Here is a 17,122-nt window from a genome sequence, read left to right on the forward strand (position 1 = left end):
CTATTGATCCAAATTCGATTGATTCTACTAAGTTAGGCATCAACTTTACTCCAAAAGGAAACTACAAAACCATCAAACAAAGCATTACGGCAGATCGTGCCTATTTTGCAAAACAATTGCACCAAAACAAACAAAAAGCTATTGATTCTGCTTCAAGCTATCTATACCACAAACTTCTCAGTGAAATTGTACCACATTGGTACGGAACTCCTTGGGATTTTAACGGACATACAGACATTCCAAATGATGGCGAAATTGCCTGTGGCTACTTTGTATCTACAACTTTAAAACATATAGGTTTTAGACTCAATCGATACAAAATGGCACAACAAGGCGGAACAAACGAAGCAATAACGCTTCAACCAAAAAGCGAATTAAAAACGTATCGGAACATTTCTCAAAAAGATCTCAAAACGAAACTCAATAAAGTATATACGGACGGACTTTATTTTGTAGGCTTGAGTAATCATGTGGGTTATGTACTTATAAAAAACAAAGAACTCTACTTTTTACATTCAAGCTATTGCGATGATAAAGTAGTGATTGAAAAAGCCGCGACTTCTCCGTGTTTTCAAAGTGATATTTATGTTTTTGCAGAAATTACAACCAACCGAAAACTCGTCCAAAAGTGGATTCAAAATACAGCAATTCCAGTTCACAAATAACAAACACGACAAGTAGCTTCATATAAATACGGGAAAGCCGTACAAATCCTGTTTTAAAACGTTAAAAAACTCATAAAATAGCAAACAAACGCATTCATAACTTATCTTTAAGTTTTTAACGAATCAATCAAACCTAAAGTAAAGCAATGAAAAAATCTTATTTGCTGCTGTTACTGTTTTTCTGTAGCCTTTCTGCCTTCTCACAGGACTATTTTCCCAAAAATGATGGCGTAAAAACAGAAAGTCACACCATAACAGCATTCACCAATGCCAAAATTTATGTCACGCCCACGCAAGTGATCGAAAATGGAACACTCATCATACAAGATGGAAAAGTGGTGCAGACAGGAACAAATATTACCATTCCTAAAAATGCTACTGTCGTAGATTTAACAGGGAAAAGTGTGTACCCTTCCTTTGTAGATCCGTATTCGGATTTCGGATTGCAAAAACCGAAACGAACAGGAAGCTGGAGAAGCGCACCTCAATATGATGCAAGTCGTACCGGATATTACTGGAACGATCACATCAGACCAGATATTAATCCAATTGATAAATTTTCGTTCGACAATAAAAAAGCAACAAGCTTACTAAAAGCTGGTTTCGGAACGGTAAATACACATTTACAAGACGGAATTGTGCGTGGAAACGGAATGTTAATCGCACTAAACTCAAAAGGAGATAATAGTACGCGTATTTTAGATGATCGTTCTGCACAATACTTATCATACCGAAAAAGTAATGCTTCCAAACAATCATATCCAACATCCTTAATGGGAAGTATGGCGTTAATTCGTCAAATGTATCACGATGCTGATTGGTATGCAAAAGGAAATGCAAAACGTACTGATTTGGCTTTAGAAGCATTAAATGCAAATAAAAACTTAGTGCAAATCTTCCATGCTGGAAACAAGCACAACAGTATCAAAACGGATGCTATTGGTGACGAATTTGGAATTCAATATGTATTAATTGGTGATGGAACTGAATACGAGAACATCAACGCAATGAAAGCGACAAATGCTTCTTTTATCATTCCTATCAACTTTCCAAAAGCGTATGACGTATCGGATCCGTATGCGGCTGGCGTTGTAGAATTGGAAGCGATGAAACATTGGAACCAAGCGCCTTCAAACCCAAAAGCATTAGCAGACAAAGGTGTTGCCTTTAGTTTTACAATGCATGATACAAAATCGGGAAGCGAGTTTAAAGCCAACATTATGAAAGCTATAAAATACGGTTTAGACAAAACCAAAGCTTTGGAAGCATTGACAACAGTTCCGGCACGTATTTTAAAACAAGAAGATAAAGTAGGAACCTTACAAAACGGACGTCAAGCAAACTTTTTAATCACTTCGGGTGCTATTTTTGATAAGAAAACGGTAATCTACGAAAACTGGGTTCAAGGAAATCAGAATGTATTTAAAGACAAAGCACACAAGGACATTCGCGGAAAATATACATTCAATGTAGCAGGAAACATGTATGATGTGGACATTGCGGGTTCGCCAGAAAAATTGAAAGCAACCGTAATGAAAGATTCTATGAAATTAGGTTCAAAGATTTCTTTTAAAAGCGATTGGCTACAATTACAGTTTACAACACCTGATACTTCAAAAACAGAATTCATTCGTTTAACGTCACCTGTTAGGAATGCTACATACTTTTCTGGAAAAGCAATTTTAGCAAACGGTTCTGAAACAACATTCAGTGCCACACAAAAAGAAGTAAAAAAGAAAACTGAGAAGAAAGACGGAAAGAAAGGTTCTAAAATGGAAGCGCCAAAAATGCTACCAATTTCTTATCCGAATGGTGCTTATGGTTCCGCAACTTTACCACAGCAAGAAACTGTTCTATTCAAAAATGCAACGGTTTGGACAAATGAGAAAGATGGAATTCTTCAAAATACAGATGTTTTAGTAAAAGATGGTAAAATTTCCCGTATTGGAAAAAACCTCAACGCTCGTGGTGCAAGAGTAATTGATGCGACAGGAAAACATTTAACTTCTGGAGTTATTGATGAACATTCACATATTGGTGCATTTGACATCAATGAAGCTGGACACAATTCTACAGCAGAAGTAAATATGGAAGATGTTGTAGACCCAGAAGATGTAGACATTTACAGAAACTTAGCTGGTGGAGTTACAACGATTCAGTTGTTACACGGTTCGGCAAATCCGATTGGTGGACGTTCTGCAATTTTGAGTTTAAAATGGGGACGATCAGCAGATGAAATGCTATTTAAAGGTGCTGACGGATTTATAAAATTTGCCTTAGGTGAAAACGTAAAGCAAAGTAACTGGGGCGATACAGAAACAACACGTTTCCCACAAACACGTATGGGAGTTGAGCAAGTATTTACAGATTACTTTCAACGTGCCAAAGAATACGAAGCAAAGAAGAAAACAGGAAAGTATCGTTATGACATTGAAATGGAAACGATTGTGGAAATTCTGAATAAAAAACGTTTCGTGTCTTGTCACTCGTATGTACAAAGTGAAATCAATATGTTAATGAAAGTGGCTGATAAATTCGGTTTCAACATCAATACATTTACACATATTTTAGAAGGGTACAAAGTAGCAGACAAAATGAAAACACATGGCGCTGGAGGTTCAACATTCTCCGATTGGTGGGCATACAAATACGAAGTAAACGACGCAATTCCGTATAACGGAGCTATCATGCACAGTCAAGGTGTGGTTGTTGCTTTTAATTCTGATGATGGCGAAATGTCTCGTAGATTGAATCAAGAAGCAGCAAAAGCAGTAAAATACGGTGGTGTTTCTGAGGAAGATGCTTGGAAGTTTGTTACATTAAATCCAGCAAAATTATTACACATCGACGATAAAGTAGGAAGTGTAAAAACTGGAAAACAAGCGGATTTGGTTTTATGGACCGATCATCCAATGTCAATTTACGCGAAAGCGCAAACAACCATGATTGAAGGAACGGTGTATTTTGATTTAGAGCGCGATCAGCAATTGCGAAGAAACATTCAAAGCCAACGCAACGAGTTGATGAATATGATGCTTTTAGAGAAAAATAAAGGTATGAAAACGCAACCTGCTAGAAAGAAAGAGAAAAAACATCATCACTGTGATACAGTTGAATTTTAAACGAAAACTGATATGAAAAAATATATTCACATATACATAGTATGCCTAACTGTTATATTTAGCACCTTCAGTTATGCACAACAAACACCTGCGCCAAAACAATCGCAAACTATATCTGTGGTTGGTGCAACCGCACATATTGGAAACGGATTCATCATTGAAGATGCAACGATTGTTTTTGAAAATGGAAAAATAAAAAACATTGGTGCTTCTGGAACGACTCCGTCCGAAGGAAAAGTAATTAACGCCAAAGGAAAACACATATACCCTGGATTTATTGCACCAAACTCTACACTTGGTTTGGTAGAAGTAGATGCTGTAAGAGCAACACGTGACCAGAATGAAACAGGAAGTTTTAATCCGCACATACGCAGTTTAATTGCTTACAATACAGAATCGAAAGTAGTAGAAAGTTGTAGACCAAACGGAATTTTAGTGGCACAAATTACGCCGCGTGGCGGAAATGTTTCTGGAACTTCTTCTGTTGTGCAACTCGATGCTTGGAATTGGGAAGATGCTGCTGTAAAAGCAGATGACGGAATTCATATAAACTGGCCAAACAATTTTTCGCGTGGTCGTTGGTGGCTTGGCGAACCAAGAGGTATGCGTCCAAACAATAACTATGCGAAACAAATACAAAAAATTCAAGATGTATTTCATGATGCTAAAGGTTATTTAAACGGAAAAAGAAGCCCAAAACATTTGCCGTATGAAGCAATGGACGGACTTACCAAAGGAACGCAAACATTATATGTACATGTTGATACGGAAAAAGGAATTTTGGATGCCATTGATTTTGGAAAGAAAAATAGCATAAAAATTGTTATTGTTGGTGGATATCAAGCACACAAAGTTGCTACAACATTACGCCAAAACGAAGTTGCTGTATTGTTACACAGAACGCATTCTGTTCCAGAAATGGACGACGAAGATTACGATATGTCATACAAAAAGGCCAAAATCTTAACGGATGCAGGTGTTTTAGTAGGTTTGGAAAACAGCGGACAAATGGAGCGTATGAACACACGTAATTTACCCTTCTTAGCAGGAACGGTTGCTGCACACGGTTTAGATAAAGAAAAAGCATTACAACTAATTACGTCTAACACGGCAAAAATTTTAGGAATAGACAATCGTTTAGGAACATTAGAAGTTGGAAAAGATGCCACGTTTTTTGTAAGTGAAGGTGACGCTTTAGACATGCGTGGAAACATTTTGACACATGCATTTATAGAAGGACGTGAATTGAGTTTGGAAACGCACCAAACAAAATTATGGAAGCGTTATATGAAAAAATACAACGGAAAATAGTAACTTTAAAGAACTCTTTGCTACTAACACGTAAAATAGATCGTTATGAAAACACTACAAAAATTTGCCTTAGGAATTATGTTCCTTGTTGCATTGCAAGTTTCTGCACAAGAAACGCAAAGTACAGAAGTTGTTGAGCAAAATGCTGAGATTGAAAACTTTCAGCTACCAACATTCTCTGAATTGTCAAACGATATTGCTACTGAATATTCTGCAGTGCGCGATCGTTTGCCAAACTTATCAAACATTGGTGAACACGTAAAAAAAGGCATTCGTAGAGGATTTTTAAGTGAACATAATGTTGCCGCTGCATTTCAAAATGTAACAACTGAACATTCTATTTTACCGAATATTTCAGCCAAACGTTTTCAATTACGTAATAATTTAAAAACTATTATGTTTAATGGATTTGATATTAATCAATTACATTTAAACGAAGGATATAAAGGAGCTTTTTAAAAAAGCGAGTACTCAACATAAAAAAAACCTCTTCATAACGAAGAGGTTTTTTAGTAGCTTTTTTCTTTTTCAATTATATCTTTATTTTCCTTTCGGAACAATAACGCCATCTTTTGGACGTGCGTACGTTTCATTTTTCATCATTTCATTTGTCAAACTTACATTTGTAAACTCTACTGAATTTCGAGCTTCAGCAACTTTTCCGCTTTCATTAGTTTTGTGCCAAGTCAATACTTTTGGAAGCATAACTCCATTCACTTTTTGCCAATCGCTATAGCGGATATAACTTACTCTATTACTTGGTTTTCCATTAAAATACGTTACCGTATATCCTAACCATTCCATTTGATAGGTTTCTGGATTATAGTAAATAAAATAATTATCTTCTGGAGAATCACCTACATTTTTACCATACGAAATTTTATATCCTGGATACAAAACACCATCATACGAAAGGTTTTCTGCTTTGGTATACGTAATTCCATCATCACCCAATACAAAAGGCATTGCATAGAAATAAAAATATAAGTTGTGATAAAAACGTGCGTTGCTTCTAAAAGCGGTTGTATCTTTTTGTGCTAGCCAAACATCTTTTCCATCATAACCGATTGTAAATCCTTTTCCTTCTAGACGTGTTTTTCGCGAAGGCAAATCGGTAATATGTTTTTCTGTAGCTTTTGGTTTTACCATTTCGTACACCAACGTTTGCGCAGCATTCCATGTATCAATTCCGCCATGCGCATCAAATACTTTCTGTAATTTCTCTGGATACGTTTTTGCGACAACTTTCGTTTCTTTCGCTGTCTTTTCAGAAATTTTCCCTTTTTTTTCTGTGGTGTTACAAGCAACAATTAAGATCAATCCTAAAAGTGCTACAGTAATTTTCTTCATTCGTCAGTTAGTTTTATTTGTTCTTCGGTCGAAACGAATGTAGCATCATTACATAATTCATGCAATAGTTTTCAAAAAATGCAGTGCTGAATTAAAATACCGTTTTTTAAAATTTTGATTCAATATATTTTCTCAGTTTGCCTTTCTTTTTACGTCTTATTAGTTTTTCCATTTCCGATTGTTTTCCGAGTGTCGCTTTGTTCTTTTTGTAGAACTCAATAGCGTGTTCGGCTCCAGCAACAGCGCAATCTATTTTATCTTTAGCGTAATTATTCTCTAAGCTATACTTTGTCCAGCCATACATAAAAGTCATCAAACAATCGCCACATTCTAAAGGCACAATTCCTGCAACGAGTTCTATTGACACAGTCGGACTTCCTGTCATCCATTTTAACAAAAAGGCATTTAGCTTTTCTCGTTTTGCGGATTGTTCAGATGCTGGTGTGCGTTGCAACCAATCAATACTTTCCAAAACCTGTGGTTCGTAGGTTGTATAATCTTCTGCTTTTTCAAATGTAACATCGTTAGGAATTTTTAATTCCTGAGCTGTCATAGTTGCTGTTACAAATAATAGTAGTACTAGAGTTTTAATTGTATTTTTCATGTTATGTAAATTAGTTTTCTTAAAACTACAGCAAACACAATGAAAAAACAAAACAATGAAATGTTTTTAAAGTTTTTACACAACAATCTCTTTCCTATATTTGCAGCATGTACAAACAGATTTCTAGCACACAAAATTCAACCATAAAACACATTCTTCAACTTCAAGAAAAATCGCGAAGTCGTAGAAAAGAAGGAAAGTTTGTATTAGAAGGTTTTCGCGAGTTAACGCTTGCGCTAGATGGAAACTATACAATTGACACCTTGTTTTTTTATCCTGAGATTTGTTCCCACGAAAGTGTAGAGACATTACTAAAAAACACTACAAATACTCCTGATTGTATAGAAATCTCTAAAGAAGTGTATCAAAAAATCGCCTATCGCACTAGTACAGAAGGTATATTGGCGATTGTAAACACGAAAGAACATTCGCTTGCACATATTTCTTTTCATAACAAAAAACCATTAATTTTAGTTGCCGAAGCTCCCGAAAAACCTGGAAACATTGGCGCATTGCTTCGTACTGCAGATGCTGCTAATATTGATGCTGTTTTAATTGCAAACCCAAAAACAGATATGTACAATCCGAATATTGTACGCTCTAGTGTTGGTTGTGTTTTTACGACGCAAGTTGCCACAGGAAGTACTGCCGAAATTATTTCGTTTCTCCAAGAAAAAGAAATCGAAATCTATTGTGCTGCATTGACTGCTTCTGAAAATTATCATGTGCAAGATTTTGAAAAAGCAAGTGCCATTGTCGTAGGAACAGAAGCTACAGGTTTGAGTGATGAATGGTTACAGAATTCAACTCAAAACATCATCATTCCGATGCAAGGAAAAATTGATTCTATGAATGTTTCTGTTGCTGCTGCTATTGTCATTTTTGAAGCAAAACGACAACGAGATTTTAAATAAGATGTAGTTATAAAAGATGTGCTCAAAAATCTTCAAAATGCAAGAGCTAGCTTAACTTCTCAATTTTCTTTTTCTAAATTCATTCACATACTTGTTTCTTACATTTCTTTAGCTTAATTTTAATTTATATGACAGAAGTTGAGATTGAAAAAGAAAATGCAGCCATTGCCAAACAGTACAAAGAACTGTTGCGCATAAGTTATCAAGAGCTTACTTCGGAAGATAAAAAAATTATCCGTAAAGCATTTGATGTCGCTGTAGATGCGCATAAAGATCAGCGAAGAAAAAGCGGAGAAGCGTATATTTTTCATCCTATTGCTGTGGCAAAAATTGTAGCTTCCGAAATAGGAATGGACGCCACTTCTATAGCTTCTGCCCTATTGCATGATGTTGTAGAAGATTCTGACGATTATACTTTAGAAGATATTGAACAAGTTTTTGGTGTTACGGTTGCCCGAATTGTAGACGGACTCACTAAAATTTCGCATCTTAAAAAAGACAAAGATGTGTCTATGCAGGCGGAAAATTTCCGTAAAATGCTGTTGACAATTAACGATGATGTGCGTGTAATTATCATCAAAATTGCGGACAGATTGCACAATATGCAAACTATGGGTTCCATGCCGCCGCATAAACAAGTTAAGATTGCTTCAGAAACTTTATACATTTATGCGCCGTTGGCACATCGTATTGGGTTGTATAATATTAAGACTGAATTGGAAGATTTTGGATTGAAATATACCGAACCCGAAGTTTTTAATGACATTCAAAATAAAATTGAAGAAAGCAAAGAACAGCAACAAGAATATATTGACAATTTTTCTTCAATTATTAAAAATTCGTTAGACAAAGAAGATTTTGAATACAAGATAAAAGGACGTTTTAAATCTATCTTTTCTATTCGTAGAAAAATGGTGAAACAAGGTGTTACTTTTGATGAAGTGTATGACAAATTTGCCATTCGGATTATATATGAAACGGACGATTTAGACAATGAAAAATTCCTTGCTTGGAAAATATATTCGATTGTAACCGATCACTTTAGACCAAATCCTGTGCGTTTGCGCGATTGGATTTCTTCACCAAAATCTACCGGATACGAAGCCTTACACATTACGGTTATGGGACCAGAAGGTCGTTGGGTTGAAGTACAAATTCGATCGCATCGTATGCATGAAATTGCCGAAAAAGGATACGCAGCACATTTTAAGTACAAACAAGGAGAACAAAAAGAACAAGGACTTGAACCTTGGTTGAATAAATTGCAAGAAGCGCTTGAAAACCAAACGGCAAATGCAGTTGATTTTGTAGAAGAATTTAAACTGAATTTATACGCAAAAGAAATTTTTGTATTTACGCCTACGGGCGATTTAAAATCCTTGCCAAAAGGTGCTACTCCGTTAGATTTTGCCTTTAGCATTCACACGCAAGTTGGCTATCATACGCGTGGTGCGAAAGTAAATGGAAAATTAGTGCCGTTGAGTCACGAATTAAAAAGTGGCGATCAGGTAGAAGTCATTACTTCTGATAAATCCAAACCAAATGCCAATTGGCTAGATTATGCCACTACTTCCAGAGCACGCTCAAAAATAAAATCGTCATTACGAGAAGAAAAGAAAGAAGTTGCCGAAGATGGAAAGGAAATTCTGCGACGAAAACTCAAACAATTAAAAATTCCGCTTGACGAGAAATCGATCAACGAAATGGTGAGTCATTTTAAACTAAAAACAAGCTTAGATTTATTTTATCGTGTTGGAATTGGAACGATAGACAATCAAAAACTAAAAGAATTTGCTGCGCATAGAAGCAATAGTATTTTCAAGTTTTTCAAAAATAAAATTAGAAGAGCACCTTCTATTCCTGTCGAAGAAATCAATCAGCCAGAAGTATCCAATAGATACGATACATTGGTGTTTGGAAAGGAAGAAGAAAAGCTCAATTATAAACTATCAAATTGTTGCAATCCAATTCCTGGCGATCCTGTTTTTGGGTTTGTTACGGTGAATGAAGGTATTAAAGTACATAAGAAAAATTGTCCGAATGCGGTGAGTTTACAAGCAAATTACGCATATCGAATTATGCCTGCAAAATGGATTGATTCTTCGCAGGAAGAATTTACCGCAATGCTCGAATTTACAGGAATTGACAATATGGGATTGGTGAATGAAGTAACCAAAATCATTTCCAATAATATGCACGTAAACATTAGAAACATCAGTTTTGAAACCAACGATGGTATTTTTACAGGTCGTATCATGGTGATTGTAAAGAACAACAGTATTTTAAAACGCCTAATTACCAATTTGAAGAAAATTAATGGTATTGAAAAAGTGACGCGTGCTTAGTATTTCTTTTAGGCTAACTTTAAAAAGAAGTTTCAACTAAAAGCTGTTATTATTTACGCCAAAACTCCCACCATTTTTTATTGTCTTTTTTTATAGCCTTAGGTGCGGATATTTTTTGCTGTGGCTGCTTACTTGACTTTTCTTTTTCTTGTTGTCTTCGTTCGTTTTCTATTTTTATTTGTTTTCTCTTGATTTCATCTTTTGTTACTGCAATAGTGCTATCTAAATCTGTTTTCATCTCAGAAGAAACCAGAAGTTGAAAGCGTTCTAAATCAGCAATAGAAAATTTGTTGATATTCACTTGTAACCATTTCAAATTTGGCATTTTGGTAAATATTGAGTCGGGCAATATTGTGAGTTCATTAGATCTTAGATCGAGTTGCTCAAGAGATTGACATTGATCAATAGATTCAGGAATAGTTACCAGTTTATTCGTTGCAATATTGAGTGTTTTCAAACTTTTCATCTTGATTATAATTTCAGGAAAACTTGTAAAAGAATTATTTTGCACGAAAAGCTTTTCAAGACTAGTTAGTCCCAAAATAGACTTCGGTAACTCAGTTAAATGATTCGAGCTTACATCTAAATGTTTTAATTTAGTTAATCGCTCAATTTTCCCTGTTACAAATTGTAATTTGTTCCTACTCAAAATTAAAGATTCTAAGTTTTCAAGCATACCTATCTGCTTCGGAATTCGCTCTAGCTGATTGTTAGAAATTGTAAGGCTCTTGAGTGTTGTAAGTTTACATATTTCTACTGGAATAGCTACTAGCTTATTAAATGAAAATAAAAGGGATGTTAATTTTTTTAAAAGATGTATAGAACTAGGAATAGTTTCAATTTCATTACCATAGAATGAAAGTTCTTTGATTTCATTTAGCACTACAGCTTTTTCTCTTGCATTTAAGTCTACATGATTATTCCTGTAACCGTAAATCATTTTGTACCTTATCAACCAATCAAAAATTTCTTCGTAATCTTCAGGGTTTTCTACTTGATTTTTTTCACTCAAATTGGCAAGTCGTTTTTTTCGTTCCTCTAAGGGTTCTAACTTATGGAAAATCGTGAATTTATTAGTTAATAAGTCTTTGCTATCTTCATCATGACTCCAATTTAAATAGTTTCCAACATTCCAATCATCAACGTCCAGAAGTTTTAACTTATAAAAAGCTGCACCAAAACCATGTTCTTCATCCCAAGTACAACTACCTGAAAAACCTATACATGATATACCATCTTCTTCAGTATCGCTAATATTCACAGACCCAATTCCAAAATAATTGATAAATTCATGGATATCAGTCACAATAGGAAAACCAAATCTATTTCTTGAAGTAAACTTTCTCCCTTTATAGCCTATATTTTCATAACTTGTCTCTGTATATACACCATAAAATTCCAAGAAATATTCTTCGTCTTGTTTTAAATAGCGCACCAAATTCTCTAACATCTGATTAGAATGCGTCAAAAGGAATTCATGTGCTGCAAGCTGCGCTTCGCTTGGCTGTATATCTTCATCAGTAGAGGAAAAATTGACTTCAATCAGTTGACCTTTCTTGAAATTTTGAAAGTACGGTACAAAATCAGGGAATAGCTTATCAAACGTAATGTAATAACCTAATTCTTCATTTTCTGTTAATACTAATTCAGGTAGCATTTTAAATAATTCTTTTCAATTTCTAATTGCAGTTAAAGTTAGCAAATAATCTACTATAAATATTGCAAATACTATTACATACAATCCAAAAGCTGTCGCTCACAATTTGGTTTGTGAGGACAGCTTTTCTTTTAACAACTAGTAGTAACTACTAAATTCTTAACATTCATCGCACTTTTCTGGACAAGTCAATGAACAATAACACGTTGCAATAATGGTACATGCATCGTGCGCGGTTCTTTTCGTTTTCTTTGTTTTAATAGGTTCTGTTGGTACTTCACTTGGCACTTCTGTTCCGCCTTGTACGTTGTATGTTTCCAAGCTGGAAATTACCTTTTTCCCTAATTTTAATTTTGGATCAAATTCTTTTTTCTTCATACTATTAAGTTTTTAAATTTACGTCCGATTAACACTGATCAGTATTGCACTTATCTGCATCTCGCGTTGTTGTCGGACACTGCATACTACAATAACACGTAGCAATAATGGTACATGCGTCTCCTTCAGTTCGAATTGTTTTAATAATTGTTTCAATCGGAATTGTTATAGGAATATCTGTTCCTCCATGCAATGAAACTGCATCTAAATTTGAAATTACTTTTTTGTGTAATTGTAATTTTTGTGTGAAATCTTTTTTCTTCATTTCTGTTGGTTTTTAAGTTTACTAATACATCATCGAAGCGTTTATTGGTTCACACATCAAAAGCATCTATCTAAGTAAAGAAAGTACATCAGAGCTTTTTTAAGACTGAATCACCTCAAAAAACAGCATCTATTCTTCAGTATATATAAAACAATAAACATCCTCAATTCACATCCAAAAAGACGTGAATTGAAGTACAGTTTTATATATAATTTAGGAGAGTACATATTTCTGATAATCAGAAACATACTCACTAAAAATACATTTTTTTAGTTAAAAAAACAAACAAATTAAAAATAGAAAGCTTCAATTTGAAAAATCTTTGTCTTTATATTCAAATTCCCAACACGAATATGTACCTAAGTTTCAAAAATAAGTGTAAATTTGTTTTTTAATCTTCAGCCAAGATGCAACAAAACACGGAGGAAAATAATCAGGATATTGTCAAAAACGTTTTTACAAAGTTTTTAGAAGACAACGGACACCGTAAAACTCCTGAACGCTTTGCGATTCTACAAGAAATCTACGAAAGTGAAGAACACTTTGATATAGAGTCGTTATACATTAAAATGAAAAATAAAAACTATCGTGTTAGTAGAGCTACGCTATACAATACGATTGAACTTTTATTGGATAGTAATTTGGTGCGCAAGCATCAGTTTGGTCAAAACCAAGCACATTACGAAAAATCGTATTTTGATAAGCAACACGATCATGTTATTTTATCAGATACTGGTGAAGTAATGGAATTTTGTGATCCAAGAATTCAAATTATTAAAAAAACCATCGAGGAAATTTTTGATATTGACATTCACAATCACTCGCTCTACTTCTACGCAACAAAGAAGAACAAAAACTAACAAACACAACAACACACTAACTTAATTTTATATAATGGCAGTAGATTTACTACTCGGACTTCAATGGGGAGACGAAGGCAAAGGAAAAATTGTTGACGTACTTACCGCAAACTACGATATTATTGCACGTTTTCAAGGTGGACCAAATGCTGGGCATACTTTAGAGTTTGATGGCATCAAACATGTATTGCGTACGATTCCATCTGGAATTTTTCATGAAACCGCAACCAATGTCATTGGAAATGGCGTTGTAATTGACCCAGTCGTATTTAAGAAAGAATTGGATGGTTTGGCACAGTTCAACATGGACATTCACAAGAAATTGATCATTTCAAGAAAAGCACATCTAATTTTACCAACACACCGTTTGCTTGATGCCGCTTCGGAAGCATCAAAAGGAAAAGCAAAAATTGGTTCTACTTTAAAAGGTATTGGTCCAACATACATGGACAAAACTGGTAGAAACGGAATTCGTGTCGGTGATTTGGAATTGGACAATTGGAAAGAAAAGTATCGCGCTTTAACGAATAAGCATGAAGCGATGATCAATTTTTACAATGTAGATGTTCAGTACGATTTACAAGAAATGGAAGCCGAATTTTTTGAAGCCGTAGAAGTTTTAAAAACATTGCAATTTATTGATAGTGAAGAATATTTGCACCAAGCACAAAAAAGCGGAAAAACAATTTTAGCCGAAGGTGCGCAAGGTTCTTTGTTAGATATTGACTTTGGAACGTATCCGTTTGTAACTTCATCTACAACAACTGCCGCTGGTGCTTGTACAGGTTTAGGAGTTGCTCCAAACAAAATAAAAGACGTTTTCGGAATCTTTAAAGCATACACAACACGTGTAGGCTCTGGACCTTTTCCAACAGAGCTATTTGATGAAATTGGTGCTGACATGGCGCGAATTGGACATGAATTTGGTGCCGTAACTGGACGACCAAGACGTTGTGGATGGCTCGATTTGGTTGCATTGAAATATACAGCACAAGTAAATGGAGTAACCCAATTAATGATGATGAAAGGCGATGTGCTTTCTGGTTTTAAAACCTTAAAAGTATGTACTGCTTACAAATATAAAGGCGAAACTATTTCACATCTTCCGTACAATATTGAACCAGAAAATATTGAACCAATTTATACCGAATTTAAAGGTTGGAAAGAAGATTTGACCAAGATGTCAAATCCTTCGCAGTTTCCAAAAGAACTTAATGACTATATTGATTTCTTGGAAAAGGAACTTGATATTCCAATCAAAATTGTATCGGTTGGACCGGATCGAACTCAAACAATACACAGATAATTATCAAAAAAGCTTCCAAAACGGAAGCTTTTTTTATGAAAATTATCGCCTGTGTTAACATTTTTTATAGGTTTAGGAATGGTTTTTGTTCAGTTTTTAGGTAACTTTGATATTCATAAAAAGCGATAGTTATGTTAGGTGGTTTCTTTAAAAAGCGAAAAAATAGAACGTTTAATTACATACCTCAGCATTATGATGAAAGTAACGAACGTAAACTACCTGAAAATAACTTTGCTAAATATAGAAAATCTTGGGAAGATGCGGGAAAAGCTGGCAGAACTAGAAAAAATGCAGAGGTTTCTAAACGTCTAATTATCATATTTTTAGTACTTGTGCTTATCGCATTGTATTTCCTTGACTTCGACCTATCAATATTTACTAGAGCAAAATAATACATGGCAGACATCATACGACTTTTACCCGATCATGTTGCAAACCAGATTGCCGCAGGAGAAGTTGTGCAGCGACCAGCATCTGTGGTAAAAGAGTTACTTGAAAATGCAATTGATGCAAAAGCAACCGAAATCAAGCTCATTGTCAAAGAAGCTGGAAAAACACTGATACACGTTATTGACAATGGTTTTGGAATGAGTGAAACTGACGCGCGACTTTCTTTTGAGCGTCATGCAACATCTAAAATTCAAGCAGCAGAAGATTTATTTAATTTACACACCAAAGGTTTTCGTGGAGAAGCACTCGCTTCTATTGCCGCAATTGCACATGTAGAATTGCAAACTAAAAAGGAAGCTACCGAATTAGGAACACGTATAAAAATTGAAGGAAGCAAGTTGGTTGCACAAGAAGTAATTGCGACACCAACAGGAACTTCGATTGCCGTAAAAAATCTGTTTTATAACATTCCAGCACGACGCAACTTTTTAAAGTCTGATGCTGTTGAGTTACGCCATATTATTGATGAGTTTCAACGTGTAGCTTTGGCACATTCGAATATTAAGTTGGTTTTATATCATAACGGAAACGAATTGTTCAACCTTCCAAGCAGTAACGAAAGACAACGTATTGTAAATATTTTGGGTGGAAAAACGAATGAAAAGTTAGTTCCGATTGAAGAAGATACCGACATTGTTAAAATTAGTGGATTTGTCGGAAAACCCGAATTTGCAAAGAAAAGTAGAAACGAACAATTTTTCTTTGTCAACAATCGATTTATCAAAAGTCCGTATTTGCATCACGCCATTACTGCAGCGTTTGAAGGTTTACTGAAAGAAAAGATGCAACCGAGTTATTTTATTTATCTTGAAGTAAATCCGGAAACGATTGATATTAATATTCATCCCACAAAAACAGAAATTAAATTTGACGACGAACATTCGCTCTACGCTATGTTACGCGCGACTGTAAAACACAGTTTGGGACAGTTTAATATTGCGCCTGTGCTCGATTTTGATCGCGATGCAAATTTAGATACACCTTACGATTATAAAAATAAACAAGCAGCAGTTCCAAATATTCAAGTAGATCGTAGTTTCAATCCGTTTGCAGACGAAAAGAAAATTACTGGAAATACTGCTGCGCCACGTTATACTAATTACAAGAAAGAAGCTACCGAAGGTTGGGAAAGCTTGTATGTTGGTTTGGAATCAAAGTCGAATGCGAATGCTTTTTCATCCGTAAATATAGAATTTGAATCGGAAGAAATGACAAGTTCATTGTTTACTAACGAAGAACCGCGTGAAACTTTGACCTATCAATTACACCGAAAATATTTGGTGAGTTCTATCAAATCGGGAATTGTTATTATTGATCAACACAGAGCGCATCAACGTGTTTTGTACGAGCAATTGTTACGAAATATTACCGTGAGCGAAGCCGTAAGTCAGCAATTGTTATTTCCTGTGAAATTTACATTTTCAATCAGTGAAATTGCATTGTTAAAAGAAGTGAAAGAAAGCTTAGAAAATATTGGCTTTATGTTTAGCGACATTACAGATGATACCATTGAACTTTCTGGAATTCCATCAAATATTTCCGAAAGTGAATTGCAGATTATCATCGAGCAAATGCTGAACGATTTTCAAGGAGAAATTCCAGATACGGGATTTAGCCAAACAGACGTTCTCGTAAAATCATTGGCGAAAAGTATGGCAATTCGCACTGGAAAAAAATTAGAAATTGAAGAACAACAAGCATTAGTAAACAACTTATTTGCTTGTAAAGAACCTACAATTTCACCATTTAATCGAACCATATTCATCACCTTAAGCGTAGATGATTTAGATAAAAAATTCATATAAGTTATGATGCGTATTACAGATACCGTAAAGCATTTAATCATTATCAACGTCCTTTTTTGGGTCGCTACGTTAGTATTGGGCGAACGCGGA

15 protein-coding genes are annotated in these 17,122 nt (G+C 34.9%); 10 read left to right on the forward strand and 5 right to left on the reverse strand.

The features are described from left to right. The 4 genes from AB8B65_RS09040 to AB8B65_RS09055 all read left to right on the forward strand — a co-directional run. Nucleotides 1-665: hypothetical protein (locus tag AB8B65_RS09040; protein ID WP_405300622.1), on the forward strand; the 665-nt coding region annotated here is incomplete at its 5' end. 146 nt (nucleotides 666-811) lie between these two features. Continuing rightward, on the forward strand, nucleotides 812-3,787 hold the full coding sequence (locus tag AB8B65_RS09045) for an amidohydrolase family protein (protein ID WP_405300623.1): 2,976 nt from the start codon (nucleotides 812-814) through the stop codon (nucleotides 3,785-3,787). A 12-nt stretch (nucleotides 3,788-3,799) separates the two neighbouring features. Next, nucleotides 3,800-5,098 carry an amidohydrolase family protein gene (locus tag AB8B65_RS09050; protein WP_405300624.1) on the forward strand — a complete coding sequence of 433 codons (1,299 nt, stop codon included), beginning with the start codon at nucleotides 3,800-3,802 and terminating at the stop codon, nucleotides 5,096-5,098. A 45-nt stretch (nucleotides 5,099-5,143) separates the two neighbouring features. Then, a complete protein-coding gene (locus AB8B65_RS09055; RefSeq protein ID WP_405300625.1) occupies nucleotides 5,144-5,557 on the forward strand; it encodes a hypothetical protein in 414 nt (137 codons plus the stop codon). Nucleotides 5,558-5,638: 81 nt separating this feature from the next. Here AB8B65_RS09055 and AB8B65_RS09060 read toward each other — a convergent pair whose 3' ends face one another. Together AB8B65_RS09060 and AB8B65_RS09065 are read right to left on the reverse strand one after the other, a co-directional pair. Further along, the gene (locus AB8B65_RS09060; RefSeq protein WP_405300626.1) at nucleotides 5,639-6,448 is read right to left on the reverse strand and encodes a DUF6503 family protein; all 810 of its coding nucleotides are present in this window, start codon (nucleotides 6,446-6,448) and stop codon (nucleotides 5,639-5,641) included. A gap of 106 nt (nucleotides 6,449-6,554) precedes the next feature. Then, the gene (locus tag AB8B65_RS09065; protein ID WP_405300628.1) at nucleotides 6,555-7,052 is read right to left on the reverse strand and encodes a hypothetical protein; all 498 of its coding nucleotides are present in this window, start codon (nucleotides 7,050-7,052) and stop codon (nucleotides 6,555-6,557) included. Between the two features lie 107 nt (nucleotides 7,053-7,159). Between AB8B65_RS09065 and AB8B65_RS09070 the strand changes: the two genes are divergently transcribed. Beyond that, entirely contained in the window at nucleotides 7,160-7,966 is an 807-nt protein-coding gene (locus tag AB8B65_RS09070; RefSeq protein ID WP_405300629.1) for a TrmH family RNA methyltransferase, read from the forward strand. Between the two features lie 128 nt (nucleotides 7,967-8,094). Then, nucleotides 8,095-10,311 (forward strand): RelA/SpoT family protein, encoded by a 2,217-nt coding sequence (locus AB8B65_RS09075; protein ID WP_405300630.1) that lies wholly within the window; start codon nucleotides 8,095-8,097, stop codon nucleotides 10,309-10,311. Nucleotides 10,312-10,360: 49 nt separating this feature from the next. Here AB8B65_RS09075 and AB8B65_RS09080 read toward each other — a convergent pair whose 3' ends face one another. From AB8B65_RS09080 to AB8B65_RS09090, 3 genes are all read right to left on the reverse strand, one after another. Next, nucleotides 10,361-11,968 (reverse strand): leucine-rich repeat domain-containing protein, encoded by a 1,608-nt coding sequence (locus tag AB8B65_RS09080; protein WP_405300631.1) that lies wholly within the window; start codon nucleotides 11,966-11,968, stop codon nucleotides 10,361-10,363. Nucleotides 11,969-12,127: 159 nt separating this feature from the next. Then, on the reverse strand, nucleotides 12,128-12,346 hold the full coding sequence (locus AB8B65_RS09085; RefSeq protein ID WP_405300632.1) for a hypothetical protein: 219 nt from the start codon (nucleotides 12,344-12,346) through the stop codon (nucleotides 12,128-12,130). A 28-nt stretch (nucleotides 12,347-12,374) separates the two neighbouring features. Then, complete coding sequence (locus AB8B65_RS09090; protein ID WP_405300633.1) at nucleotides 12,375-12,611, reverse strand: class I lanthipeptide; 237 nt, start codon at nucleotides 12,609-12,611, stop codon at nucleotides 12,375-12,377. A gap of 407 nt (nucleotides 12,612-13,018) precedes the next feature. Here AB8B65_RS09090 and AB8B65_RS09095 point away from each other — a divergent pair, with 407 nt between their 5' ends. The 4 genes from AB8B65_RS09095 (at nucleotide 13,019) to mutL (ending at nucleotide 17,032) form a co-directional block, all read left to right on the forward strand. Continuing rightward, the gene (locus AB8B65_RS09095) at nucleotides 13,019-13,471 is read left to right on the forward strand and encodes a Fur family transcriptional regulator (protein WP_405300634.1); all 453 of its coding nucleotides are present in this window, start codon (nucleotides 13,019-13,021) and stop codon (nucleotides 13,469-13,471) included. Between the two features lie 34 nt (nucleotides 13,472-13,505). Further along, nucleotides 13,506-14,777: an adenylosuccinate synthase gene (locus AB8B65_RS09100; RefSeq protein WP_405300635.1), complete on the forward strand. Its 1,272-nt coding sequence runs from the start codon at nucleotides 13,506-13,508 to the stop codon at nucleotides 14,775-14,777. Between the two features lie 131 nt (nucleotides 14,778-14,908). Further along, nucleotides 14,909-15,169, forward strand: coding sequence for a hypothetical protein (locus tag AB8B65_RS09105; RefSeq protein ID WP_405300636.1), 261 nt, complete (start codon nucleotides 14,909-14,911; stop codon nucleotides 15,167-15,169). Nucleotides 15,170-15,172: 3 nt separating this feature from the next. Beyond that, entirely contained in the window at nucleotides 15,173-17,032 is a 1,860-nt protein-coding gene (gene mutL, locus AB8B65_RS09110; RefSeq protein ID WP_405300637.1) for a DNA mismatch repair endonuclease MutL, read from the forward strand. Nucleotides 17,033-17,122 lie beyond the last annotated feature (90 nt).

This window comes from Kordia sp. (assembly GCF_045105435.1).
Classification (GTDB): Bacteria; Bacteroidota; Bacteroidia; order Flavobacteriales; family Flavobacteriaceae; genus Kordia.

Coding starts and splice junctions, on each gene's coding strand:
- AB8B65_RS09095 (WP_405300634.1), top strand. CDS start 13,019: ATGCAACAAAACACGGAGGAAAATAATCAGGATATTGTCAAAAACGTT.
- AB8B65_RS09075 (WP_405300630.1), top strand. CDS start 8,095: ATGACAGAAGTTGAGATTGAAAAAGAAAATGCAGCCATTGCCAAACAG.
- AB8B65_RS09060 (WP_405300626.1), bottom strand. CDS start 6,448: ATGAAGAAAATTACTGTAGCACTTTTAGGATTGATCTTAATTGTTGCT.
- AB8B65_RS09085 (WP_405300632.1), bottom strand. CDS start 12,346: ATGAAGAAAAAAGAATTTGATCCAAAATTAAAATTAGGGAAAAAGGTA.
- mutL (WP_405300637.1), top strand. CDS start 15,173: ATGGCAGACATCATACGACTTTTACCCGATCATGTTGCAAACCAGATT.
- AB8B65_RS09055 (WP_405300625.1), top strand. CDS start 5,144: ATGAAAACACTACAAAAATTTGCCTTAGGAATTATGTTCCTTGTTGCA.
- AB8B65_RS09045 (WP_405300623.1), top strand. CDS start 812: ATGAAAAAATCTTATTTGCTGCTGTTACTGTTTTTCTGTAGCCTTTCT.
- AB8B65_RS09050 (WP_405300624.1), top strand. CDS start 3,800: ATGAAAAAATATATTCACATATACATAGTATGCCTAACTGTTATATTT.
- AB8B65_RS09105 (WP_405300636.1), top strand. CDS start 14,909: ATGTTAGGTGGTTTCTTTAAAAAGCGAAAAAATAGAACGTTTAATTAC.
- AB8B65_RS09070 (WP_405300629.1), top strand. CDS start 7,160: ATGTACAAACAGATTTCTAGCACACAAAATTCAACCATAAAACACATT.
- AB8B65_RS09080 (WP_405300631.1), bottom strand. CDS start 11,968: ATGCTACCTGAATTAGTATTAACAGAAAATGAAGAATTAGGTTATTAC.
- AB8B65_RS09090 (WP_405300633.1), bottom strand. CDS start 12,611: ATGAAGAAAAAAGATTTCACACAAAAATTACAATTACACAAAAAAGTA.
- AB8B65_RS09065 (WP_405300628.1), bottom strand. CDS start 7,052: ATGAAAAATACAATTAAAACTCTAGTACTACTATTATTTGTAACAGCA.
- AB8B65_RS09100 (WP_405300635.1), top strand. CDS start 13,506: ATGGCAGTAGATTTACTACTCGGACTTCAATGGGGAGACGAAGGCAAA.